The following is a 24285-nucleotide window of genomic DNA, read 5'->3' as shown; positions in this document are numbered from 1 at the left end:
CGATGGTTCCTCGCAGTGGGGGCCGGCTCAGGCGATGCCGAGCATGTCGTGGATCTGCTGTTGATTGACCGCCGCACCGGCGAAGTCGTCGAAGATGCGCTCCGTCACCCGGATGATGTGGTCGTTGATGAACGCAACCCCTTCGCGCGCGCCGTCCTCCTGGTCCTTGAGGCAGCATTCCCACTCGAGCGTCGCCCATCCTGTGTAGTCGTACTGAGCAAATTTCGAAAAAATCGCCTTGAAGTCGACCTGACCGTCGCCGAGCGAACGGAAACGGCCGGCACGTTCGAGCCACGAACTGTAGCCGCCGTAAATGCCCTGACGCCCCGAAGGCAGAAACTCGGCATCCTTCACATGAAACATGCGGATGTGGTCGCGGTAGATATCGATGTACGCGAGATAGTCCAGCTGCTGCAGCACGAAATGGCTCGGATCGAACAGCATCTTGCAGCGCGCGTGCTCGCCGACCAGCGCATGGAAACGCTCGAAGCTGACGCCGTCATGCAGGTCTTCGCTGGGGTGGATCTCGTAGCAAAGGTTGACGCCGTTTTCATCGCAGACATCGAGAATCGGCCGCCAGCGGCGCGCCAGTTCATCGAAAGCCGTCTCGATGAGGCCGGCGGGCCGTTGCGGGAACGGAAACAGGTAGGGCCACGCGAACGAACCCGAAAAAGTGCCCATGTCGGTCAGCCCCAGGCGGCGTGAAGCTCGCGCCGCCAGCTTGAGGCGATCCAGCGCCCACGCAGTGCGCGCGGCCGGATTACCGCGCACCGCTTCCGGCGCGAAGTTGTCGCACATGGCGTCGTACGCCGGATGCACGGCGACCAGTTGCCCGAAGATGTGCGTGGTCAGTTCGCTGATCTCCAGCCCGTGTTCGGCCAGCATGCCCTTCATGTCATCGCAATAGGCCTGGCTTTCCGCGGCCGTCTCCACGTCGAACAGCCGGCCGTCCCATGCGGGAATCTGCAGCGCCTTGAAGCCGACGCCGGCCGCCCATTGCGCGATGCTCGGCAAGCTGTTGAACGGGGCAGCATCGTCGGCGAACTGGGCGAGATGGAGACTGGGGCCTCTGAGGGTACGCATGATCAACTCCTATTGTTTGTTGATCGACAAAGAATAGAGTAACGGAAAGGCGCGTGTCAACACGGCGCGCGATAAAATCGGCGCACGATGTGACGACGGACGAAAGGGATATGGCGGGACGACCGAGAGAATTTGACCGCGACATGGCGCTGAAACGCGCGATGCTCGCGTTCTGGCGACACGGCTACGAAGGCACGTCGATGTCCGACCTGGTCGAAGCGATGGGCATCGCGTCAGCGCGCATCTATGCCGCCTTCGGCAGCAAGGAAGCGCTGTTCCAGGAAGCCGTGTCGCTCTATGAGCAAGGCGAAGGCGGCTTCGCCGATCGCGCGCTCGGCGAGGAAACCGATGTGCGCGCGGCCGTCGAACGGATGCTGCGCGACGCCGTTGCCGCCTACACCAAACGTGGCCAGCCGCATGGCTGCATGGTGGTGTCCGCCGCGACCAACTATTCGGCGGAAAACGAAGGGGTCATGGAATGGCTGGCCGTCCATCGGCGCGCACGCACGCAGTCGATCGTCGAACGCCTGCAGCGCGCGGCCGAGCAGGGGCAGCTCGCGCGGGGCGCCGACATCAAGGCGCTGGCCGATTTCTATGCGACGCAGCTGCACGGCATTTCCGTGCAATCCCGCGACGGCGTATCGAAGGAGCGGCTGCTCGCCTCCATCGGGCCGGCGATGATGCCGCTCGCGATGGCGGTGCGGGACGGGGCGTGAGGCGGCGCGACTGACGGACTACCGTATCCGGATCGCCGCCCCGGAACCGTCCTGCGCACACCTGACGCGCCCTGCCGGCACGCCGCCGGGTACCCCGTCGGCACCGCGACGGCGCAGGCTCCCGCCTAGAACGTATGACGAAGGCCGACCACCGTCCCGACGGTCGTTCCGCGCCCCTCGTGCAGCGCGCCGTTGATCGCGAGCCCGGTATTCATCAGGCCGTGGTTGTGGACCACCCCGACCTGCCCGTACACCGTCGTCGCTTTCGACAGGAAGTACCTCAACCCGATCGCGGTCAGCACCGAACGGTTGCCGGTATCGTTGCCGTCGCTCGTCAGCCAGGCGCCCGCGTCGGCTTCGACCGCGGGCGTGAACAAGTAACTTGCCCCGGCGCCGTACACGCGGCTGTCGAACCCACCGCTCACTTTGTAGAGCGCGTAGGAACCCTTGACGGTCAGGTTGCCGACACTGTATGCCGCACCGATGGTCCGTCCGGTAAACGGGACGGTGCTGGGAATCGGCGTCCCCGGCGTGCCGCCCGCGTTGCCGTTGTAGAGCGCCGCCGTGACGAGGAATCCGCCTCGCTGGTACTTGAGGCTCGCCGAATACTGCCGCCCCGCCTGGAAATCGCCCGCCTTCCCGCCCAGTCCGAACATCGCGCTACCCTGGACGCCGGCGATGTCCGGGCTCGTGTAGGACACGGCGTTCTGGTTGAACAGCCCCGTCACCAGCACGCTGTCGACATAGATGACGGCGCCGCTGCCGAAATAGGCCACGTCGCGCGGGTCGGTTCCGATCAGCGACAGCACGAACGGCGAGTATTGCAGGCCGGCCTTGACCGCCCCGAAATCGCCGCTCAACCCGATCCACGCCTGACGGCCGAACAGGTTGCCGTTTGAATTGCCCAACGCGCCGCTCGGGATGTCGATGCCGCTCTCGAGGACGAACGTCGCCTTCATCCCGCCGCCCAGATCCTCCACGCCCCGCAAGCCGAATCGCGATGCCGCCGCGGCACCGTCGACCATCGCGAACTTGTGGCCGTCGTTCGCGCCGGTCCTCGTATTCAGCGACTTGTTCGTGTAGAGCACGGCGGCATCGAGCACCCCGTAGAGCGTGACGCTGCTCTGGGCATGCGCCATGCCGGACGTCGCGCCCAGCGACGCAGCAATGGCCAGGCCGAGCGTTCCCTGACGCCATGTCGATTTCATGTCTATCCTCCAAACCCAGATCGTTATTTTCAATGTCGCGTCACGGCGGAATGCCGATCGGCGCTTTCGCTACACGTCACAACCTGTCCGTCACGGCCGGTGCTGGCGCCGAGCGGAGACTTCCCGATCCGGACGCGCCGCGTCCGGCAGAAACTGAGCGCGCGTCGATGCGGTCGACGACGCGTATCGCCTTCATCGACGGCATTGAATGTCGAGTGACAATCAATCGCCACACGCCATCCGGCATTCACCATGAGGCGATCGAACCGTCACGGCTCACGATGACCCGCGCGGGCCAACGATGTGGCTGCGGCGGGCCGATCCCGGCACATGGAGGGAATGGCGTACGCGAATCGCGTCGACCCGCGGCAACGCTCGCGAATGCGCATGTGCGTCAGGCGGCGAACCTCATCGGCTCCCCGGATGTGGTTCGCAGCAGGCAGGTACAGGTCGAGGACGTCTGACCGACCGGCGATGCGGCATGCACGCAGGACTCCTTGACGAATTTCCGGTAGAGCGCGATTCGACGAAGCACGTCGTTCACGACGTCATGCGAAACGATGATGACCGTATCGCAGCGCCGGACCGACGTGGACTGAATGCAAGACTAAGAGCAGGCCGGAGGGATTCGCCCCCCTCCAAAGGGGAGGCAGCAGTCTGGCGACGGGGGGGTGCCATGCGATCGCCCCCCTACCGTGGGAAAACCCCCATCGTCGTGGGGGCGACTATCATTAACATGATGTGGTGCATTCCGGACTTTCCCCCCATGAACTTGCCGTCCGAATCCGATGAGCCCCTTTGGAATCTCTCGCTGATACAGACGAAAATGGCGCCACCGCGCCCGCCCCGGTTCCGAGTCGCGCGGCGGACGCTGTCGAAGAAGCTGGCCGCGACGGCCGAACACGCAGTCACGCTGGTCATCGCGCCGGCCGGGTTCGGCAAGACGACGACGCTGTCCGAATGGTGCGAAGTGCTCCGCACCCGCCATCAGCTCGTCGCGTGGCTGAGCCTGGACCATGACGACGACCATCCCGATCAGCTCGGCGCCTACCTCGTTGCTTCGTTGAACCATGGCACGGGCGGCGTCGGTCAGCAGGCAGAAAAGCTGCTGCGCCACGATCCGATGACGCCCGGCAAGACGGTCATCTCCGTGCTGCTCAACGAGATCGCCGCGTGCGGCAAACCGGTCTTTCTGATCCTCGACGATTTCGACCGGCTCACGTCGCCCCCGGTATGTGCGGTGGTGTCGCGCCTGTTGCGCTACGCGCCGGCGAATTTCCACGTCCTGCTCGGCGCGCGCGGCGAGCCGAGGCTGGCGCTGGCCCAGTTCCGCACGCAGGGCCAGCTTCTGCGGATCGACGAATCGGATCTGCGCTTCTCCGCCGACGATGCACAGGCGTTCTTCGCACGCACCGGCACCGCGCCGCTCGATCGCGGCGCCGTCGAGATGCTGAATGACGCGACCGAAGGATGGATCACGGGCCTGCAACTCGCGTCGCTGTCGCTGAAGGAAGAAACGGACGCCGCCAAGGTCGCGCGCGATCTCGCCGGCAATCGATTCGGCATCGACACCTATCTCGACGACGCCGTTCTGTCACATCTGCCGCGCCCCGTGTATCAGTTCCTGCTGCGGACCTCGATCGTCGATCACCTGAGCCCCGACCTCTGCGACGCCATCATGGGCGCCGGCGCACGCAGTTGGGAAAAGCTCGACTGGCTCGAGCGTCACAACCTGTTCATCCGCGCGCTCGACGACGAGCGTCAATGGTTCCGCTATCACGCATTGCTGTCCGACGCGCTGAGACGGCGGGCCGCCCGGCAACTGGCCGATGAATTGCCGCGGCTTCACCAGCGCGCCGGCCAGTGGTTCGCGAATGCCCGGCAATGGCCGGACGCCGTGCGTCACGCGCTCGCCGCCGGTGACACACTGCAGGCCGCGATCTGGGTCGAGCACTGCGCAGCGGCGTTGATGGATCGCAGCGACGTGAACACGCTGCTGAGCCTGATCGGCAAGCTGCCGCGCCAACTGGTGAAGTCGCGGCTGCGCTTGCGACTGGCGAATGCATGGGCGCTCGCGTTCCTGATGCGCATGCCGGAAGCCGGCGAGGTGCTGCGACACGCGCAATCCGACTTTGCGCGCCATCACGCCGATCGCACGCGGACAGAAGGCGAACCCGACGCGGCGCTGCCGATCGAGATGATCGCGGTGGATGCGGCGATTTCCGGCTTCGACGACGACAGCTACCGGTCACTCGAACTGGGACGCGAAGTCGTCCTCTCGTCGTTGCCCGCGTCCGCGTGGGTCAGGCGGCTCGGGGAAACGGCGCACATCTTCGGCCTGATCTACGACAGCCGCTTCGACGAGGTCGAGCACCTCAGGCACGGCGCAGCCGCCGTGCCGGCCGACGATCACGACTTCATCTACGCCAACGTCTACCGCGAATGCATGTTCGGGCTGAACCTGCTGGTGAGCGGCCGCCTGCCGGAAGCGATGGTGCTGATGGAGTCGGCGATCGCGCATGCGGAAGCGAACGTGTTCCGCCAGTCGGCGGCGGCGGCGGTTCCGGCGGGCTACCTGGCGGCACTCTGCTACGAGCAGAATGACGTGTCCCGTGCACGGCAGTTGATCAACGATCGCTCGGCCATCACGGCGGAAGCGTGCCCGCTCGGCTCCCTGTCGAGCTACTGCCGCACCGCGGCGCGGCTCCACGCGCGAAACGACGACATCGCATCCGCGCTGCTGTGCCTGCAGCAGGCCGGCGAAATCGCAGCGTCCCGACACTGGTTGCGCATGCGTGCATCGTGTGACGCGGAAATCGTGCGGCTGTGCCTGCAGCAGGGCTGGGTCGATCGCGCAAGGGAAACCGCCGACGCACTGGACGTGCTGATGCCCGAGCAGATCCCGACGCCGATGGGCAGCTTCATCGAGACGTGGGCGAGCTGGTGCGCGATCAAGGCACGCCTCGACATCGCGACAGGCCGGCCGGATCGGGCCGCCGAACGGCTGCGCGAGTTGAGGACCACGCTCTCCCGTGCCGGGATGACCTACCTGGAAGCACGGATGTCGCTGCTGTACGCCATGGCGCTCCAGCAGGAACACGCGCATGAAGCGGCATTGGCCGCGCTGACGGACGCGCTGCGCTATGCGCAGCCGAACGGCATGATCGGCAGTTTCGTCGACGAAGGCGAACCGATGCTGCGCCTGCTGACTCAGTTGCGGCGTGAAGCGCCCGGACGCGATGCCGTTCAACCGGCCTTCGTGGACCAACTGCTCGCCGCGTTCGATCCGCGTCGCACGCCGACGGACGACGGCGACGTGCGCGACGCGCGAAACCTGCTCAGCGCGCGTGAGATCGAGATCCTCAATCACATTGCCCGCGGCATGTCGAACAAGGAAATCGGGCGGGCGCTGCGGGTCGCGCCCGAGACCATCAAGTGGCATCTGAAGAACATCTTCGAGAAGCTCAAGGTCGGCTCGCGCTACGAGGCCGTCCAGAGCGCGCTCGGCGTGACACCGGCCGAGCGCGGCAAGGTCAGGGAAGCCAATTCCTGACACACAGGCGACGCATCGTATTTATGACGATCGGAAACCCGTCTCCAACGCTGTCCCCCCCGGACGACACCCGTCGAAAATCAGCTGCACGACCGCAATGGACCCCGATATTCAGGACATGCTCCGCCGCTATCACGAACGAGAGATCGACCTGCATCAGTTGCGCGTGTGGCTTGACGGCGAAAGAACGCGTATGGACGCACACATTCCCCGCTGTGAATGGCTGAAACTGAGGCGAGGCAGTGAAGCGCAAAGCAACGGTCCGATCGCGCATCTGCTTCCGGCGTGCAATCTGGGCGCTGTCCAATGACGAGCGCACCCGCGGCCTCGCGCTGCTGTGCTGCTCGAAGGCGCGGTGCGATCTCGAAATCGACGTGCGTGAAATCGCCGGCGTCCCGCGAGAGCCTGGCGTCGATGGACGTCTTTGTGCGGTTTGATGGAGAAACAATGGATTCGGAATAAAAAAGTAGCGATGCCGAAGGGGCCTTCCGGGCGCACACAATCTGTTACGACAATGGCGAACCGGGTTTGAATGGGAGTGCTATCTTTCGCCGGCCTTTCGTTGAAATGACTCGTTGAAATGACTCGTTGAAACGAATCGGCAGCAACGCAAGAAACCGGACTTCAGATTGAGCACAAGGAAGAGCATTCGCATGTTGAAGAAGATCGCCTCCGCATTCATCGTCACCGCGGCCGCGGTGATTTCATTGCCGGCCGCGGCGGACAACTGGGACAACGCGCTCGGCGGTGCGCTGGGCGGTGTCGCCGGCGCAACCGTCGGCGACGCACTGGGCGGCCGCACCGGCGCGGTGGTGGGTGGCGCGATCGGCGGTGGCGCCGGCGGCGCGATCGCGGCGAACCGCGACGAGCGCGACGGCGCAATCATTGGCGGCGCACTCGGCGGCGGCGCGGGCACCGCGGCCGGCCATGCGATGGGCGGCCGCAACGGCGGGCTCCTCGGCGCGGCGCTCGGCGGTGGCGGCGGCGCGGCGTTGGGGGGCAACCTCAGCCGCAACGCGCGGGAGCGTGACGACGCGCGAGACCGCGACAACATGCGCAGGATGCGTCGCAACAAGCATCGCTACGACGACGCGTACTACGACTAAAGCGCTTACCGAACCGTTCATTGACGCCTGGCGAACGCGCATGCGATGAATTGAAATGCGCGTTCCGCCTGTCACGTCACACGGTGCAATTTCGCTGTCGGCGCGCCCGCCGAGTTCGCGCAGACCGCATCATCATTCATGTCGTGTCTTGCACGGGGGAGATGAGCATTGTGCAAGGGAACCGTCTGGTCGACGTGGCCGCACTTCGCGGTAACGGTGGGCTGTGCGGGATCTGTACTGTTGCCAACCGGGATACGCATGTCCTGAAGCGTTAAGGCCGGTATCGCGCTCAATTGTCTCTACGGCGAGTGCGGTTAGTAATCGCACATTGCGGGCACCATGTTCCCGCACTGATATTGATCGGCCGAGACTCCCAGACGTGGCCGCGATGGCATTGCCAAGTCAATTTGGTCCGCCGCCCCTGATACTCCGTCGACAAACACAGTCCACCACGGGCGGCCGCAAGCGCTCGCATGTCATCAATTGTCTGACGCAATTTGAGGCCCGTACATTGCCGACACCAGCGTCCGAGCCAAATCTGACTCGCTATTGCCACCCATTCGTGTCCCACCGCGCAACGAAAAGGGTATTTTTCGGCTGAACCTACATAGGCATCTGCCAAACAAACGCCTCCCTTTTCCCGGGCGGCCGCCTGCAGACGTGCCAAGCCATTGGGATCAACCTGCCCGGAGGAGGTCAATTTTGCGCAACGACCACACCAGGTTCCCCGGAAGATATCGTTTGCCCTCGCTTCCCAACGATGCCCCTTTGCACATTCGAATCGATATAGACGACTCTCGATCGTATAGTGAGCCGAAAGACATTTCCCGTTTCTCTCTTGTGCTTTCGCGTGAAGCCGGGCCAACCCCTCCGAACAGCAGCTTCGCCGCGTCGCGTCACCATGCGCGCAGCTCGGACACCAACGCCCCTCACTGATCTTCCTTCCCTCCACGCTCCACTCGTGCCCCGCTGCGCAACGAATTTGGTAACGCGCGAATAATCCAATGAATGGACCATTCAGAAGCGTCCCTCCTCGCTCTGCCAATTTCGCCAACCATCTATCACGAATATCTTCCTGCTGACAGGATATGCAGACCGGTGCACCGCCATTTCGATAGAGCAGGGTCAATGCCACGCGCTCGAAAACGTGCCCACGAGCGCAAGCGAACGGATGACGTGAATTGACACCCAGCCACTCGCTCGCCAAACATTGCCAGCCATATTGGGCAACGCACTGTCGCAACCTCTCAAGCATGCTCCCTCACTCCGCCGTCACATTCCCGCCAAAATCGACAATTCTCCATCGTTTCGCAATACTGATGATTTTCAAGAATCCAATTCAGACATCAAAAAAAAGCGCCCGAAGGCGCTTTTTCGGAACTGACTAGCCAGCCGTCACGCTTAGAAGCGGTGACGCAGGCCAACCGTTGCGGCGGTTTGGCTGACCTTCGAGCTCGGGAACGCGTTGATGTCGCCGTTGTAGATCGATGCGCCCAAACCGGCGCCCTTCGTACCACGCTGGTACACCGCCTGAGCGTAGACGTCCGTACGCTTCGACAGGAAGTAATCAGCTTGCACGCCGAACTGATTCCAGTGCGTGCTGTTGCCGTTCTGCTTCGCGTTCGTGTACGTATAGGCTGCGCCCAGGCCGAGGGCCGGCGTCAGGTTGTACTTCGCGTTGACTTCGTAGTTGTCCGCGCGCAGCGTACCCAGGCCGTTCGTCTGGTTGTCGAGACGCGATTGCGTCCATGCCGCGCCGACTTGAGCCGGACCGAATGCATAGGCCGCGGCAATACCATACGTACGCGTGCGGCCCTGAATGCCGAACGCGTTGCCGCTCGTGTCGACGGACGGGTTCACCGCGCCCGACGTGGACAGGCCAGCGTTGTTCGCTTGCGAGTACGCCGCACCCAGCTTCAGGCCTTCAAACTGGTACGACACGCCAGCGCTGTATGCACGGTTGTTCGCAAAGTTCGTGCTGTTCGAGAACGAGTACGTGCCGCCGAATTGCAGGCCGGCATAGTTCACGCTCGTGTACTTGATCGTGTTGTTCAGCGCGACGTCGCCGTTCGTGCTCAGGCGGTCATTGTTCAGCGGGTGCGCGAAGTACGTGCCGCCCCACGAGCCCGTTGCCGTCAGCGGTGCCAGGTAGTCTTGCGTCGCGTCGTATTGCTTACCCAGCGTGACGGTGCCGTACTGGCTCGACAGGCCGACGAATGCCTGGCGGTTGAACATGCCGCCGTTGCCGTTCGCGAACTTGCCGTTACCGATGTTGAAGCCGCTTTCCAACGTGAAGATCGCCTTCAGGCCACCACCGAGATCTTCCGAGCCACGCAGGCCGAAACGGCTCTGGTCAATGCCCGAACCCATCGAGAAGCGCGACTTGCCTTGGCCCGATGCGGTCTGGACGTTGCTTTGGTAGGTGATGCCTGCGTCCAGCACGCCGTACAGCGTCACGCTGCTTTGCGCGTGAGCGACGGTAGCGAACGATGCCGCAGCTGCTGCAACGATCAGGGTCTTGTTCATTCGTGGTGCTCCCTTCTAAAAAGATGCAGGTCTCGCGACCTTGTTCATAAACGGTCTGCAACCGCCCGGGGACCTTGTTCTGTCGGTCATGCCCGGATAGATGCCCGTTTGGGGAATCGCGAGTGTAAGAGCAGTGAAAGCAACGAGCCCCACGAAGAAATAGAAATTGTGTATTTCTTTTCTCACAACAGAAAACTCATACAAATACGCAAGCCGATGTTATTAAATGATTTTTTTGCGTGCCGGCGTGAATATTCATACGGTATCTTTGCCGCGATTTTTCTTATACGAAGGCCTTGACAGTAGTCAAAAAACTACGCCACACAATCTCAACAATTCTCGGGCGCACCGGGTCGCTTGTTCGCGCCCGGCTTGATCGGCTTCATCCCGACGCGCTCACTCGGGAACGGTTGATTCATGCCTCGAGGGTCTGACGGCCTCAGTGGATGAGGAACGCGAGCGAGTGCCGAAAAACTCGACCCCACATGTGGGCTCTCAGAAAAGGTGTCTTTGGCCCCCTAGACAGTTCAAGGACTTGGACATCTTTTCTGAGAAGACTGCCTGTCCTTCGTCTCAGAAAAGATGTCCGTGGCCCCGGATATTCTCGGAAAAGTTGTCTTTGAGAATGTTGCCCGCCCCCGTCGGCGTATCCCGACAGGACTGGGCGTCGAATCGACGGCGCAAATAGGTTGCACATTCGCGACCGAACCGCGCCCAGACTGCACGGTTCAACACACTATCCCGCACATACCACTCAGGATGCCACTGCACACCGAAGATCGGTGCCCTGATATGCGACACCGCCTCGATGGTGCCGTCGTCGGCATATGCATCGACACTCAATCCGTTCGCCAGGGCGGCAATGCCCTGCCCATGCAACGAGTTCACATGAGCGCGCCGACAATCCGGCGACATTGTCCGAATCGCCTCGTCAAGCCAGCCGCCGCTCACCAACTCGACCGCATGAACGTCCCGATAGCGCTCCTCGAAAGCCAGAGTGCGATTCGCCCGGTGATCCCGTCTCCCTGGCTCGTCGTGAAGTGTCGCGCAAAGGGTGCCGCCCAACGCGACATTGATCTCTTGCATGCCGCGGCATATCCCGAACACCGGGCGCCCCGATGCCATGGCCTCCCGGACGACACGAATCGCCATCCTGTCACGTGTCCTGTCGAGCGATCCGACGTGTGGTTGCGTGCCGCCGTAAAACGCAACGTCGACGTTGCTCGCGCCGCCCGGCAGCATGATTCCGTCGAGACGATCGAGCAGCGTGTCGAGACTTCGATCGGATGCAATATCGTCCGTCGAACCGATCAGGAGCGGCAGTACCCCGCCAAACTCCGTCGCAGCCTGCAGATATCGGTCGAACACCGCCTGATGGGAAAGGCACCCCCAACCCGGTATCTCGATATCCTCCGCCGAGCACAGCACGCCGACGACGGGTTTCATTTCCTGGAGTTGTCGCATCGCGGCCGAGTCATTGCGGAAAGGACTGGATGTTTTCTTCCCAGTTCTTCCCGTCAAACGGAACCACATCGAAAGCGTTGGCCCCTGCAAGATCCAGACAGCGCAGATTGACGCTGTAATCGCGGGGATGAGAACGCGGACGATAGAATGGCTTCACGCCGCAAACTCGGCAGAACGTGTGCTCCGCAATCCCCGTATTGAAGCGGTATCGCGTCAATTTCTCGCCACCCTCGAGCAACTCAAAATCGTCGTGCTCGACCGGAACGTGTAGGAAGCCCGATGCAAAACAGATCGAGCAATTGCAATCGATCACCTTGCGCGACGCTGTCGATCGAATGCGAAAGCGTATCGCACCACAGTGGCAATTTCCGTAGATATATTGTGTTGCTTCCGTCATTGATCGCCCCTCGTTTCAGAAAATACACACGGCCTTTCATCGGTGCCCTGCACGCAGCGCAACATCCAGATCCTGTCGAATCATGTCGGGATCTTCGAGCCCGATGCTCAACCGGATACCGATACGCCTGGCATTGTCTCGAGACACCGTGGTCGGACAAGCGACGGACTCGTAACCGCCCCAGCCCCAGCCTCGCCCGATCAGCGAGAGACCGTCGATGGCATTTCTGACCGCCCCCTCGCCGCCATCCTTGAGTACGCATGCAAACACACCGCCCGCACCCGAATACTGTGTTCGCCATGCGGCGTGACCGCTATCGCCGACCAGCGGCGGGTAGTGAACGCTTTCGATCAGCGGATGATCCCGCAACCACGACGCTACATCGCACGCGGACTGAAAATGCCGATCCATCCGGACTGCCAGCGTCCGCAATCCTCGTAAAGCCAAATTCGCGTCGTCCGCACCGACGGCTTGCCCCGTCAAACGGCTTACGCTCTTCACGCGCTCGTACATGTCGAAGCTCGCAAACACCGCTGTGCCGACCATCGAATCGGCGTGCCCGCCGATGTACTTCGACATGCTGTGAATGACGATGCTCGCACCTTGATCGAGCGGATTGAAGAAATACGGCGTGCCCCAGGTGTTGTCGACAACGACCGGAACGGGTCCGGCAATCTCGACGAGGTCTCGTAACACGCACATATCGAAATGCGACGACCCCGGCAGGTCGAGGTAAACCACACACGTCCGTTCATCGAGTTTCGCCGCCAGTTCAGCCGGATCGGCCAGCGAGAATTCGTCGATCGATACACCCTGTCGATGCAGCACCTCGTCGCAGAATTTACGTGCCGCCGGATACGACGAACGCGAGATCAATACCCGCCCCTCGGGAGCCGCCAGCGTCTGCAACACCGTCGCGATAGTGGCCAGTCCCGAACACATCACGAGCGCGGCAACGCCATGTTCGATTTCCGTCATCGCATCGCACAACGCATCCGTTGTCGGTGTCCCCCAGCGTCCGTAGTGATAAGGGGCCGCACCAGGTGCCATTTCGTCGAATGATTCAAAAAGGACTGTCGACCCTCGATATACGGGCGGATTGACGAAGCCGAAATGTGCGGCAGGCGCGCGGCTCACTGTGGTCAGGGCAGTGCCCGTCGCGCCCTTCCCCGTGACAGGCTCGCGATTCATTTATGCCATCTCCAGAATGCAAGTAGACCCATCAGGGAGATGCCCATGAACGCGACCCACCCCAGGGTATGCACGGTCCAGCTTGCCGCGGCGCTGCCGATGAAGTTGCCGAGCATCCCGCCGATCGCCCACGAGATCGCCGATGCGCCAAAATAGCTGCCGGCGTTGCCATCGGTCGTCAGATCGGCGAGCGCGATATTCGATGCAGGAAGAATCAGGCTTTCACCAAACGTGAAGACGACCGCGACGGCAATCAGAATGACCAGCGACGCACCAGCGCTCCAGCCGTGATCGAACAGCAGTGTGGCAATCGCGAAGCAGCAACACATCGCGGCGTGCCCGATGGTCATCATGGATCGCCAGGTCGTGCGCTGAAACCAGCCCATGCCAAACGAAGCTGTAGCAATGCCAACCAGCGCATTCGTTATGTAGAATGGCCTGACGCCGTTATAGCCGCTCGAGCCGTTCGAAAACGTCAGCGGGATGAAGACGTAGATCTGCGTATACACCGTCCAGAACGGAACGAGCGCCCAGCACAGTCGGCGGAACCGTCTGTCTCCAAACGCGATCATCAAACCACGCAGCGGATGTACCGCAGCTGCGTTGCTCGCTCTCCGTCCTGAGATCCAGGGCGCCACGAGCGCAAGCACGGCGAAAATCATGCCGCTTACCAGAAACGGTAACGTCCGGTCCGTGTTCGGCACGACGATCAGCACCGCCGGACCGATCAGCGCGCCGAGATTGAGCGCCAGGTTATTCAGCGCGAACACCTTTGGACGTACCGCGGCATCGAGCGAACCGAAGATCGAATACGCGGTCGTTTCGTAAAGCGCAGCGCCGAGCCCGGACAAGAATGCCCACATCAGCAGTCCGGCAAACGACGGCGTAAGCGCCAGTCCGACAAATCCCGCGGCGCGGCAGATCAGACCAAGTGTTGCCAGCACGCGGCTGCTGAAGCGATCCGTCGACGCACCCAGCACCAGCGGCAACAACCGGCTCGCCAGCAAATTCACCGTCAGTACGCTGGCAACGCTGCCCGCGTCCAGATGACGCTCCAGGTCAAGGAACGCAGCGAGCAGCGGAAGCGACCCGAACACAGACAAATTCACGAGGAACTGAAAACTCAGCAGGATCCGCGTCGAAACCGGCACACCGTCGGCCATGCCGCTGAACCATGCCGAGGGCCGTGTGAACTTGATTGCATCCATCGTTTCACCCCGGTACAGCGACTGATTCTTGAGCCATCTCGAATTCGCGCTGGAACGTGCGCTCGAGCGCAAGCGCACCTGACAAATTGCGCGCATATACCATGTATTCGATCGTGCCTGTACCCGCCATATCTTCCGTAAGGACGACGACACCGGCTTCGTCGCGCTGCTGCGTCAGTCGATGCGAGACAGTCAGCGCAGCACGCAGGTCGCGAGCGGGCACCCTGTTGCGCGTCACGACGGCGTGCGTGGACAGGTAGTCCGGCCCCACCAGTTCGCACAGGATCGCGTCAAGATGGCTGCAACCGCCGATACGCCCGTTGATCTCGGTAAAGACGACTTCGCCGTCGTCGGTCACGATGGCGTCGAAATTTGCGCGCCCGACGAATCCGAGGCGCTGGGAGATCGACGCAAGCACGTCGCCTTGCGCCAGAAATGTGTCGATCACGCCCGGAGACAACTGGCTGGGGATTTGAAATCCGGTCCACATGATCATGCCATTGCCCCGCTTGTCGCCCGAAGCGTCCATCCGCAGGTCGCCATAGCTCACAAGCCGAATCGCGTCCGCACCAATCTCATATTCCGCATACAGGACATCCGAACCTTCGTGGAACCGTTCGACGACCACCTGGCAGTTGCCCGCCGTGTCGGTCTGTCTCGACCACAAGTCACGGGCGAATACGGTATCGACGTCCGACAGGTGCGTCAGCGCATACACCTTGCGGACACCGGGATAACTGGTGCGACGCTCGAGTGTGACTGCGATGTTTCCGTCACCGCCGGCATTGACATCCTGCTTGACAATCACGCTCGCATACTTCGCAAGCATGTCACGCAGCGTCAGGTAGAACTCACCGAACGACCGGCAGACTCGCCCGTCCGCACATCCGACCCGACCCGACGCGAGCGCTCGAAATACGGCCTTTCGGTTCAAAAGTTCAGCACCGGCCTGTTCCATGAAGTGCGATCCATTCGACACGGGCTGCGCGATGTCGAGCTGATCGCAAAGCAACCCGACCGATGACGTATGAAAGTACGGGTAAACCGTCCACCCTGCGCCACCGACGCGAAGGCCACGCAATGCAGCGAGCGTCGCTTCATCGAGCAGGCGGTCGGAAGTCAATACCACCGGATCGGAGATATCGGAAGACGGTGACACGATCTGCGTAGTGGAAAGACTACGCCTCATCACAGCCGATACGTACTCGATCATGGGGACCGATACCGGCGACGGCAGAATCGCCACGTCGTCGCTTGCCATCTGCCATACGAGGCGCCTTGCCGCAATCGCTGACACCTGACGAAGCGGAAGCGATGCACGCTTCGTATCCCCGATCATTGCCTCGTTATCGACGTTGCCTACAATGAGTTTAGCCATGAGTTGCCCCGTGCTCCCGACGTTGGATAAGATCCCGGCAAACGCGCCAGTGCCATTTCAGATAAGACGATTCACGATGAATGCCAACATTCGGGTGCGCCCCGATCCGGGCGAGCAGTGGTGCCGGAGCTCCCGGATAGCGATGATGCTCGGTATGAAAATTCGCGTTCCACATGAAAAACCGGACGATGCCGTTAGTCGTCATCGTTCTCGACGCCAGGTAACGCGGCTGCACCGGTTCACAGCCGTAATGCTCCGGTAGTCCGAAGAACATCAACCAGAAGTAGGCAAAAAACACCGGACCGATATAGGCCGTAACCAATGCCGACGGCCAGGCACAGGTTGCCGCCGCGATGGCGAGCAACCATGCTGCAATGAACCGCGCTTCGTTGCGCGCTCGCACTTTCCGTCGCACTGTTGCGAGATAGGACGGTGCGCCTCCGGCGATCAGATGTACGTTCAGTCGCAGATTCGAAACGAGAAAACCAACACCGCTCATCGCACCCGCATAGGCACGCAACGTGTCGAATCGGGAGGCCGACTCGGTGTCCTCTTCCGTCGCCAAACACCGGTGATGCTTCAGATGCTTGTCGGTATAGGCCGTGAAGTTTACGAACAGGACATTCGCAGCCAGATTGCCGATGATCGCGTTGACGGATTTCGCACTCACCAGGCTTCGATGCAGACATTCGTGGGCGAGATTCAGGAACCCGCTCAACACAAAACCTTCGGCAAGCATCAGGACGATCCGGCCCATTGCGTTTCCGGATCGGCACGCCAACCATGCCACCAAACTAACGACCGCGATCGCGCCAACGACCTTCGCAATCGCAGCTGCATCGCGGAGCCCGCCTCGCCGCGCGCGATATGCGTCGATCTCGAGCAACACCGGATCCGGACCGTATTCGGCGCTCATGTTCATTCAGCCAGCGAAACAAGCGCCGCACACCACGACACGTTGTCGGAAACGGCCTGCGCAACCCGTACGGCGAATTCAGGAATTTCGTCATCGCTGACAAGGAGCTGAATCATTCGTCTCGTCATTTCGACGTGGTACGCCTCGGCAGGATCATCACCGCCAACGTGACATTGAAAATAAACGAGTCCTTGTCGGTCGACACCATAACAACGACTCGTCGACGCCCAAAGTGCGTCGATCATCGCATTCGCGTGCAGTTCGAACGCCACCATGTTCGCGCACCGCTCGAGCGCCGTCTTCGCACCCAGTCCGGCAAGTAGTTTCGTCAGATAAGGCCCCGTCGGTACGCTGAAATTCGGAACCGCGACGCGTCCTGTCAGTCTCTCGATGTCATTTTTCAGGAGGCTCGAGTGAAACCATTTGCCGGTATCGAGAATGCCCTGCAGTCCCTGTTTGCCGTATCGTTCGATGACGTATGCGCCACCCGTCTCGTCCCAACAGAGAAAATTTCCCACCACGCTCGTGATTTCGACGTCTCGCGCCACCGGTCGATTCGATTGAATGGCATCCAGAACGGCGTGAACTTGCGCACCCGCCTGCAGATACGGAAACGCCTGCGACATCGCCAGGTAGTGCGGAAAGATTTTTTCCAGTGCAGCACACGACGACACGTGCCGGAACGGATGATCATCGAGTCCGTCGCGCAGACTGACCATCAGCGAATCGATTTCCCCATCGACGACCGGGTTCAGAATTTCGTCACAAACATCAGCCATGCGTTCACCTCATCTACCATCGCGATTGTGATGGGCCGGCACAAAACGCCTGTGCCGGCCGCCGAGTATGGCGATCAGAAGTCGATCTGGTCGCTTGCGTCGGTACCACTTTGCCGATTTTCGATGCGGTCTCACACTACAAAAGCTTGTAGTCCCCGTGCCGACGTGGCGTGATTTGACGCATCGGCGCGCGCACGGTCCCGGTCCACTTCGCGTCTCGTGTCACCAACGCGTTACAGCAATCCGAATCTGGATGCCATCAGAACGGCTTGCCGGCGTGTCGGCACGTCGAACTTCTTCATGATGTTGCGGATGTGATGAAGCACGCCATGCTCGGTCAACGCGACAATGCGCGAGATATCCCAACTGGACTTTCCTTCGGCGACCCATTTCAGGATTTCGAGTTCACGCGCGCTGAGGCACGGTGCATCGGATTGCAGCGCCTCCAGCCTGCGGCACGTGTCGAGCGTCAGATTCGCGACAAGTGCGCCCCACGACGGAATGGCGAAGGGCAAATCGCCGTTGTCAGACGCCCGCGCCTGTCGAACGAAGCTCACGCACGCCACATCGCCATGCCTGTTGTGAGCCGGAAACGACACTCCGTCGCTTAACCCGTACATGCGACTTCCGTCTCGAAGTTCGCGCTGTTCGGTTGTCGCGAAGATCCGGTCGCACCAGATCAGCGGTGTCAACGACGACATCGCATGCTGCGCGACCGGGTCGATCATCAGGTAAGCCCGCTCCCGATAACGGGACAACCACGCCTCCGGGTAGTTCGACAGTGTGCGGCCGCTCTTCAGTGTCCCGCCCGTCATTCGATAGTCCTGGTAACAGACATGGTCAAATCCCGCCAGGCGTCCGATGTCGACCAGCATCCGGCCCAGTTCGTCCATGCAAGTGCAACCGCCGATCTTGAACACCATCTCAAGCATCCGCTCACCGCACCGACACGATGCGGACTCACGACATCCTTCGGCCCATAGAATGACGCGTTCTCTGGCTTCTCTCATAATTTTTAGAATTACTAATCAATTTATGTTTGAAAATCGATTCGATGAATTCTCAAGGCGCCCTCAATCCGCCTGCGATAGCAGGAAACGGCCCCGTCGTCGAATCAGAACACCCGCGTCGCTGACGGGACGCGCGCATGCTGCTTGACGTACGCGAGCGCATCGTTGATCGTCAGAACGTGCTGCTCCCCGTCCCTCATTCGTAACGACACCTCTCCGGCCAGCGCCTCCTTGCGTCCTGCAATTGCGACGATCGGCGCGGCCAGTTCCCTTGCATCGAAGATCTTGCGCGGCAGGCGCTCGGCGCGGAAATCCCTCAGCACCCGACAGCCGATGTCTTCGAAAGCGAACGCCGCGTTGTCGGCAAATTCGCGGTCATCTTTCCCAATGTTCGCAACGACGATCTGGTCCGGTGCCAGCCAGGTCGGCAACCATCCCTCGTAGTGTTCGAGAAGAATACCGATGAACCGTTCAAGGCTTCCCAGGATCGCGTGGTGCAACATGACGGGCGTTGCCTTCGCACCGTCCTCTGCGACATATGACGCACCGAGCCGTTCCGGCAATACGAAATCGAGCTGGATCGTTCCGCACTGCCACTTTCGTCCTTGGCGGTCGAGCAGATGAAATTCGAGCTTGGGACCATAGAATGCCCCTTCTCCCGCCTGGATCGCGAAATCGAGACCTGCCGCGCGCGCAGCGGATGCCAGCATCGCTTCCGAACGATCCCAGACCGCATCGTCACCCGCACGGACCGCCGGCCTCGTCGACAAAGCCACATCGAATTCGCCAAATCCGAAGTCTGCGTAGATCGTCTTCAGCAACACACAGAATCGTGCGACTTCAACCTCGACCTGATCCTGCATGCAAAGCACGTGAGCGTCGTCCTGCGTGAACGCACGGGCACGCATAAGGCCATGCAACGCCCCGGACGGTTCGGCCCGGTGGACCGCCCCAAATTCGGAATATCGGATTGGAAGATCGCGATACGACCGACTGCCTTTTTTGAAAACCTGCACATGGCACGGACAACTCATCGGTTTGAGACAGTACGGATTGTTGTCACTCTCGAGTGAAAACATGTTTCGCCCGAATTTCTCCCAATGACCGCTCTGTTCCCAAAGATCGCGCGAGACGATCTGAGGCGTCCGCACTTCGGAAAAGCCCGCCTGACGCATCCGGACTCGGATATATTCCTCGACAACCCGATAAAGAACCATGCCGCGCGGATGCCAGAAGACAGCGCCCGGGCTTTCGTCCTGCTGATGAAACAGATCGAGTTTGTTGCCGAGCACTCGGTGATCGAAATCGTCCATCATGTTCTCCGTTGACTTGATACCGGTCGACGGAGCACAAAAAAGCCCCGTCCGTTTCCGGCGGGGCTTAGGGATGGTTTGAGGCACTGACTTACGACGTGCAACCTCCCCCCGGCCCGCCGTTGGCGGTCGTGGTAGTGGTCGCGGTAGTCGTAACGAAAAGTGCGTTCATGGGGCTAATCTAGTCAACCTGCCAACGTCTGTCAACAAACATTCGAGTCCAAATTCAGCGCCAAAATTTTATGATCCGTTAAAAATCCTCAAACGGAAAATAAATGAAATTCACAGAAAGCATAATGAAATACTCTTTAAAGTAAACAAATAATGGTTTTATTCATGGAATGGAAGTTGCGGGCAATCAGAAAAGGCGATCACTAGCAGGCCGTTCCCGAAATCAAGGAAAAGCAAGCCGATGCGAGGCGAGGCGAGGACGGTTATAACGAATCGTTGCACAGTCTGGTGGGCAACGTGCAAGCCGGGGCAAATGGCCGAGCCGAACGCAACGTTGCCGCGGAGATGTTGCGGGACGTCGCGCGACCAGATCGCCGCATCACAAACATGTGGGCTCGCAGAAAAGGGGGCTTTTGGCCCCTATACAGATCAAGGACTTGGACATCTTTTTTGAGAACACCGCATGCTTCTTGTCTCAGAAAAGATGTCCTTGGCCACGAAAATTCTCAGAAAAGTCGTCTTTGAGAATGTCACAACCCCGCCTAGGTCCCTCGACGAGATCTAGCCACAAGCAGTGCCACAGACAGGCGTACACTCCCAGGACAAGTGTGGGCCGGGTTGCAAAGCAACACAAATAGCCATGGCTCACATCGTCACGATTGGCATGACAATTGGAAGTGTGTGGCGCAGAAAGGCTGCACAGAGCCTCTAGGTCTACTTCGTCAGGTCATCAAGACGATCGACAAAGCCATCCCCGGCGATTCGATCAAGTTCTCGCTAAAGCAAGATCACGACAACCTCCGACTCGGAGCGGCCATAGAAGCCAATCTTGGCGATGCACTCAAGTGCCACATCGACCTGCACGGGGAGGGTTAGACGAACGAGCCGAGTAGCTTCGGCAGATGGCTTGCGCCCTGAACTAAGCATCGACCTCCCCATTGGCTTGTGAAAACACACCCAGACGTGAAACGGCGATTGAGCGTCGTCAATGCGGCGACATCGATCTGACACCATCGACTAAACATTGCGTCGTAGGCCGTCACTGCCAAATATTCTCCGATCATTTCTGCCTATCCATACGGGTTACATGCCCAACGCATGAAAGGTAGCCAATTATTCAAAGACAACTTATTGAGACTGCGGACATCTTTTCCGAGAGACAACAACACAAGCCCGCAATCCCATTCACCCCCTCCCCCGTACCGGCATTCGTCAACCCTACTGTACCGGTACTGTACAGAAAACCGTCGCTAAACTGACCTCCATCCCAGTCCAGAACCGAATGGAGAATCCGCGATGGAATTCCTCACCCTGAGCGCGCTGCCCGCCGGCATGCTGTTCGCGCTCGTCACGTCGATCACGCCCGGCCCGAACAACACGATGCTGCTCGCCTCCGGCGTCAATTTCGGTTTCCGCCGCACCATGCCGCACCTGTTCGGCATCAGCATCGGCGTCGCGATCCTGATGCTCTGCGTCGGCTTCGGCCTCGGCGAAGCGTTCAAGCGCATGCCGCTGCTGTACACGATCCTCGAGGCCGCGAGCGTCGCGTACCTGCTGTACCTCGCGTGGCGCATCGGCACGTCGGGTGAAGTGAAGGCGCACGGCGGCAAGCCGCGCCCGATGACGTTCATCGAAGCCGCCGCGTTCCAGTGGATCAACCCGAAGGCCTGGATGATGGTGCTGACCGCCGCGACGACGGTCCGCCTGTCCGCCGACTACGGGATGAACGCCGCCTGGATGGCCGTCGTGTTCATCCTGATCGGTTTCCCGTGCATCTGCCTGTGGGCCGCTTTCGGCCTCGGCCTGCGCCGCTTCCTGTCGAACCCCCGCGCGCTGCGCCTGTTCAACATGACGATGGCCGTGCTGCTGATCCTGTCGCTGTATCCGCTGATCGCGCACCTGCTGGCGTAGTGAGCACTCACCGCGCGCCCGTTGAGATTCGCCCGATGCAGGCGTACCCTTTTGTTACGGGCGCGCGCAGCCGTTTCGCCGGATGCGCCGCTGCTGCCGGGAGAGTGCCGATGAAGCCATTGCTGAGGGCGGGCGAACACATCGAGGGGATGCACTGGATCGCCGAGTATCGCCCGCTCACGCACGAGATTCGCGTGCTGCGCGAGGACATCGAGATCGGTATCTACAGCGCGCCGCCGACGATGTTCGGTGAAGAGGAAGACATGGGCGCCGCGAACCTCGCCGATCATCGCGGCCGGGAGGCCGCGCTGCGCGCATATCTGCGCAACTTCGTGCGGGAACACGACACGGAAGAATAGCCGGCGGCCCGCCGGCCGCCGTATCAGGGGCCGGCGCATCGCACCGGCCCGCGCTTCGCTCAATGCCCGAGCGATTCGATCTTGCCTGCCGGCTGCGTCACGCCATGCGGCCGCGCCATCTGCTTGATCAGCAGCGCGACACATGCGAGCAAACCCGCGACGGCGATCGTCGCGAACACGCCCGCGAACGAGAAATGCCGGCGCGTCAGCTCGGCGACGAGGAACGATCCCGCAATCCCGCCGAAGCGGCCGACACCGAGCATCCATGCAACACCCGTGCCGCGCCCTTCGGTCGGATAGAACGCGGCGGCGAGCGCCGGCATCGACGATTGCGCGGTATTCATCAGCACGCCGGCGACGAACACGACCAGCACGAGCAGCCCGACGTTACCCGCCGCCTGCCCGATCGCATAGACGCTCACCGCCGTCAGCGCGTAGCACACGGCAATCACACGGTTCGCGTTGAAGCGGTCCATCAGCACGCCGCACAGCACCGCGCCGACGCCGCCGAGCGGGAACAGCGCGGAGATCAGCGTCGCGCTCTTCGGCGTCAGGCCGGCATCCTTCAGCAGGATCGGCATCCAGTTGATCGACGCGTAGAAGATCACGAGCCCCATGAAGTATGCGAGCCACAGCATCACCGAGCCGACGATGTACGAGCGCGACAGCACGACGCCGAGGCCCTTGCTGCCGGTCTGCGGCGCGGCTTCGGTCAGCGCGAACGAGCCGGCGTTCAGCGCATCGCGCGAGATGCGCGCGAGCGTCGCGCGAACCTTGTCGACGGCGTGGTTGTTGGCGACCATGAAGCGCACCGATTCCGGCATCTTCAGCAGCAACAGCACGCCGAGCAGCAGCGGCGTCACGCCGCCGAGGATCAGCACGCTGCGCCAGCCGAAATGCGGGATCATCCATGCGGCGAGGAATCCGCCGAACGCGGCGCCGAGCGGGAAGCCGCAGAACATCAGGTTGATCACGGTCGCACGGCGCTTGTCCGGGCAGAACTCGCCCATCATCGTGACCGCGTTCGGCATCGCCGCACCGAGCCCGACGCCGGTGATGAAACGCAGGATCGTCAGGTGTCCGATCGTCGTCGAGAAGGCGGACATCAGGCATGCGACGCCGAACAGGAACACCGAGCCGAGCAGCAGCGAGCGGCGCCCGAGCTTGTCGGACAGCGGGCCCGACACGAGCGCGCCGCACGCGAGGCCGAACAGCGCGGCGCTCAGCACCGGTGCGAGATCAGGTTTGGTGAGGTTCCATTCGCCGAGCAGCGACGGCGCGATGAAGCCGATCGCAGCCGTATCGAAGCCGTCGAGCAGCACGATCACGAAACACATGAGGAATACGAGCCATTGAAAACCGCCGAACGGCTGCTCGTTGATGAAGGTCTGGACATCGACCACGGGTGCGCGATTCATCGCGAGTCTCCTGATATATATAAGCGACGCGGCCTCGGAACCACGTCTTGCCTTTGTTCGCGCACCGGCCATCCGGTGCGCCGCGCGCCGATGCTCTGCCGGCGCGTTCATTCATCGCCGAAGCCTGCGAACCATCCGCAGGCCTCGGCTCAACATCGGACTACAGGTACTTAACCGGCCGCACCTAGGCGGCCCCATCCTGCTCCTTGAAGATCTTGTCCGCGAGATGAAACGCGGAATTCGCCGCCGGCACGCCGCAATAGATCGCGGTCTGCAGCAGCACTTCCTTGATCTCGTCGCGCGTCACACCGTTGTTGCGCGCGGCGCGCAGGTGCAGCGCCAGTTCCTCGCCGCGGTTCAGCGCCACCATCATCGCGATGGTCAGCAGGCTGCGCGTATGGCGCGGCAGGCCGTCGCGCGTCCAGATCTCGCCCCACGCATAGCGCGTGATCAGGTTCTGGAATTCGTCGGTCACCTCGGTGCGGTTCTCGAGCGAACGGTCGACGTGCGCGTCGCCGAGCACCGCGCGACGCACCTTCATCCCTGCTTCATAACGTTCCTGGTCATCCATCGCCGGT

The 24285-nt window shown here is 61.3% G+C and carries 21 protein-coding genes; 7 read left to right on the top strand and 14 right to left on the bottom strand.

Annotation, left to right across the window (positions count from 1 at the left end):
• Positions 1 to 27 precede the first annotated feature (27 nt).
• Positions 28 to 1083 (bottom strand): sugar phosphate isomerase/epimerase family protein, encoded by a 1056-nt coding sequence (locus tag CFB40_RS17895; RefSeq protein WP_089433235.1) that lies wholly within the window; start codon positions 1081 to 1083, stop codon positions 28 to 30.
• A 110-nt stretch (positions 1084 to 1193) separates the two neighbouring features.
• Between CFB40_RS17895 and CFB40_RS17890 the strand changes: the two genes are divergently transcribed.
• A complete protein-coding gene (locus CFB40_RS17890) occupies positions 1194 to 1799 on the top strand; it encodes a TetR/AcrR family transcriptional regulator (protein ID WP_089431936.1) in 606 nt (201 codons plus the stop codon).
• A gap of 125 nt (positions 1800 to 1924) precedes the next feature.
• On the opposite strand, the gene CFB40_RS17885 is transcribed toward CFB40_RS17890, so the two are convergent.
• Entirely contained in the window at positions 1925 to 3007 is a 1083-nt protein-coding gene (locus CFB40_RS17885; RefSeq protein ID WP_089431935.1) for a porin, read from the bottom strand.
• Between the two features lie 32 nt (positions 3008 to 3039).
• Here CFB40_RS17885 and CFB40_RS38050 point away from each other — a divergent pair, with 32 nt between their 5' ends.
• The 4 genes from CFB40_RS38050 (at position 3040) to CFB40_RS17865 (ending at position 7666) form a co-directional block, all read left to right on the top strand.
• Positions 3040 to 3471: a hypothetical protein gene (locus CFB40_RS38050; protein ID WP_143329856.1), complete on the top strand. Its 432-nt coding sequence runs from the start codon at positions 3040 to 3042 to the stop codon at positions 3469 to 3471.
• Between the two features lie 17 nt (positions 3472 to 3488).
• Entirely contained in the window at positions 3489 to 6560 is a 3072-nt protein-coding gene (locus tag CFB40_RS17880; RefSeq protein WP_143329855.1) for a LuxR C-terminal-related transcriptional regulator, read from the top strand.
• A 242-nt stretch (positions 6561 to 6802) separates the two neighbouring features.
• The gene (locus CFB40_RS17870; protein ID WP_089428659.1) at positions 6803 to 6997 is read left to right on the top strand and encodes a hypothetical protein; all 195 of its coding nucleotides are present in this window, start codon (positions 6803 to 6805) and stop codon (positions 6995 to 6997) included.
• A gap of 216 nt (positions 6998 to 7213) precedes the next feature.
• Entirely contained in the window at positions 7214 to 7666 is a 453-nt protein-coding gene (locus CFB40_RS17865) for a glycine zipper domain-containing protein (RefSeq protein WP_089428660.1), read from the top strand.
• A gap of 1401 nt (positions 7667 to 9067) precedes the next feature.
• Here CFB40_RS17865 and CFB40_RS17855 read toward each other — a convergent pair.
• The 10 genes from CFB40_RS17855 to thrS form a co-directional block, all read right to left on the bottom strand.
• On the bottom strand, positions 9068 to 10192 hold the full coding sequence (locus tag CFB40_RS17855; RefSeq protein ID WP_089431932.1) for a porin: 1125 nt from the start codon (positions 10190 to 10192) through the stop codon (positions 9068 to 9070).
• Between the two features lie 573 nt (positions 10193 to 10765).
• A complete protein-coding gene (locus CFB40_RS17850) occupies positions 10766 to 11656 on the bottom strand; it encodes a gamma-glutamyl-gamma-aminobutyrate hydrolase family protein (RefSeq protein ID WP_059791126.1) in 891 nt (296 codons plus the stop codon).
• 10 nt (positions 11657 to 11666) lie between these two features.
• Positions 11667 to 12053, bottom strand: coding sequence for a GFA family protein (locus CFB40_RS17845; RefSeq protein WP_089428663.1), 387 nt, complete (start codon positions 12051 to 12053; stop codon positions 11667 to 11669).
• Positions 12054 to 12089: 36 nt separating this feature from the next.
• Positions 12090 to 13244: a trans-sulfuration enzyme family protein gene (locus tag CFB40_RS17840; RefSeq protein ID WP_089428664.1), complete on the bottom strand. Its 1155-nt coding sequence runs from the start codon at positions 13242 to 13244 to the stop codon at positions 12090 to 12092.
• Positions 13241 to 14452: an MFS transporter gene (locus tag CFB40_RS17835; protein ID WP_059791125.1), complete on the bottom strand. Its 1212-nt coding sequence runs from the start codon at positions 14450 to 14452 to the stop codon at positions 13241 to 13243. Before CFB40_RS17835 ends, CFB40_RS17840 begins: the two co-directional genes overlap by 4 nt.
• 4 nt (positions 14453 to 14456) lie before the next feature.
• Positions 14457 to 15830 carry a peptide ligase PGM1-related protein gene (locus CFB40_RS17830; protein WP_059791123.1) on the bottom strand — a complete coding sequence of 458 codons (1374 nt, stop codon included), beginning with the start codon at positions 15828 to 15830 and terminating at the stop codon, positions 14457 to 14459.
• Positions 15823 to 16746, bottom strand: coding sequence for a fatty acid desaturase family protein (locus tag CFB40_RS17825; protein WP_174976016.1), 924 nt, complete (start codon positions 16744 to 16746; stop codon positions 15823 to 15825). Before CFB40_RS17825 ends, CFB40_RS17830 begins: the two co-directional genes overlap by 8 nt.
• Before the next feature lie 2 nt (positions 16747 to 16748).
• Complete coding sequence (locus CFB40_RS17820) at positions 16749 to 17525, bottom strand: hypothetical protein (RefSeq protein WP_059791120.1); 777 nt, start codon at positions 17523 to 17525, stop codon at positions 16749 to 16751.
• A gap of 233 nt (positions 17526 to 17758) precedes the next feature.
• On the bottom strand, positions 17759 to 18448 hold the full coding sequence (locus tag CFB40_RS17815; protein WP_174976017.1) for a helix-turn-helix transcriptional regulator: 690 nt from the start codon (positions 18446 to 18448) through the stop codon (positions 17759 to 17761).
• Between the two features lie 191 nt (positions 18449 to 18639).
• A complete protein-coding gene (thrS, locus tag CFB40_RS17810) occupies positions 18640 to 19848 on the bottom strand; it encodes a threonine--tRNA ligase (RefSeq protein WP_081053821.1) in 1209 nt (402 codons plus the stop codon).
• A gap of 1467 nt (positions 19849 to 21315) precedes the next feature.
• Between thrS and CFB40_RS17805 the strand changes: the two genes are divergently transcribed.
• Both CFB40_RS17805 and CFB40_RS17800 read left to right on the top strand, forming a co-directional pair.
• Positions 21316 to 21930 (top strand): LysE family translocator, encoded by a 615-nt coding sequence (locus CFB40_RS17805; protein WP_089428667.1) that lies wholly within the window; start codon positions 21316 to 21318, stop codon positions 21928 to 21930.
• Positions 21931 to 22040: 110 nt separating this feature from the next.
• Positions 22041 to 22289, top strand: coding sequence for a hypothetical protein (locus CFB40_RS17800; protein WP_089428668.1), 249 nt, complete (start codon positions 22041 to 22043; stop codon positions 22287 to 22289).
• A 59-nt stretch (positions 22290 to 22348) separates the two neighbouring features.
• On the opposite strand, the gene CFB40_RS17795 is transcribed toward CFB40_RS17800, so the two are convergent.
• Complete coding sequence (locus tag CFB40_RS17795; protein WP_089428669.1) at positions 22349 to 23707, bottom strand: MFS transporter; 1359 nt, start codon at positions 23705 to 23707, stop codon at positions 22349 to 22351.
• Positions 23708 to 23891: 184 nt separating this feature from the next.
• A complete protein-coding gene (pcaC, locus tag CFB40_RS17790; protein ID WP_046548861.1) occupies positions 23892 to 24278 on the bottom strand; it encodes a 4-carboxymuconolactone decarboxylase in 387 nt (128 codons plus the stop codon).
• Positions 24279 to 24285 lie beyond the last annotated feature (7 nt).

Origin of the sequence: Burkholderia sp. AU31652, assembly GCF_002223155.1 — a bacterium.
Classification (GTDB): domain Bacteria; phylum Pseudomonadota; class Gammaproteobacteria; order Burkholderiales; family Burkholderiaceae; genus Burkholderia.
The sequence above is the reverse complement of the archived record's forward strand: the minus strand, read 5'-3'. Positions and strand labels throughout refer to the sequence as shown.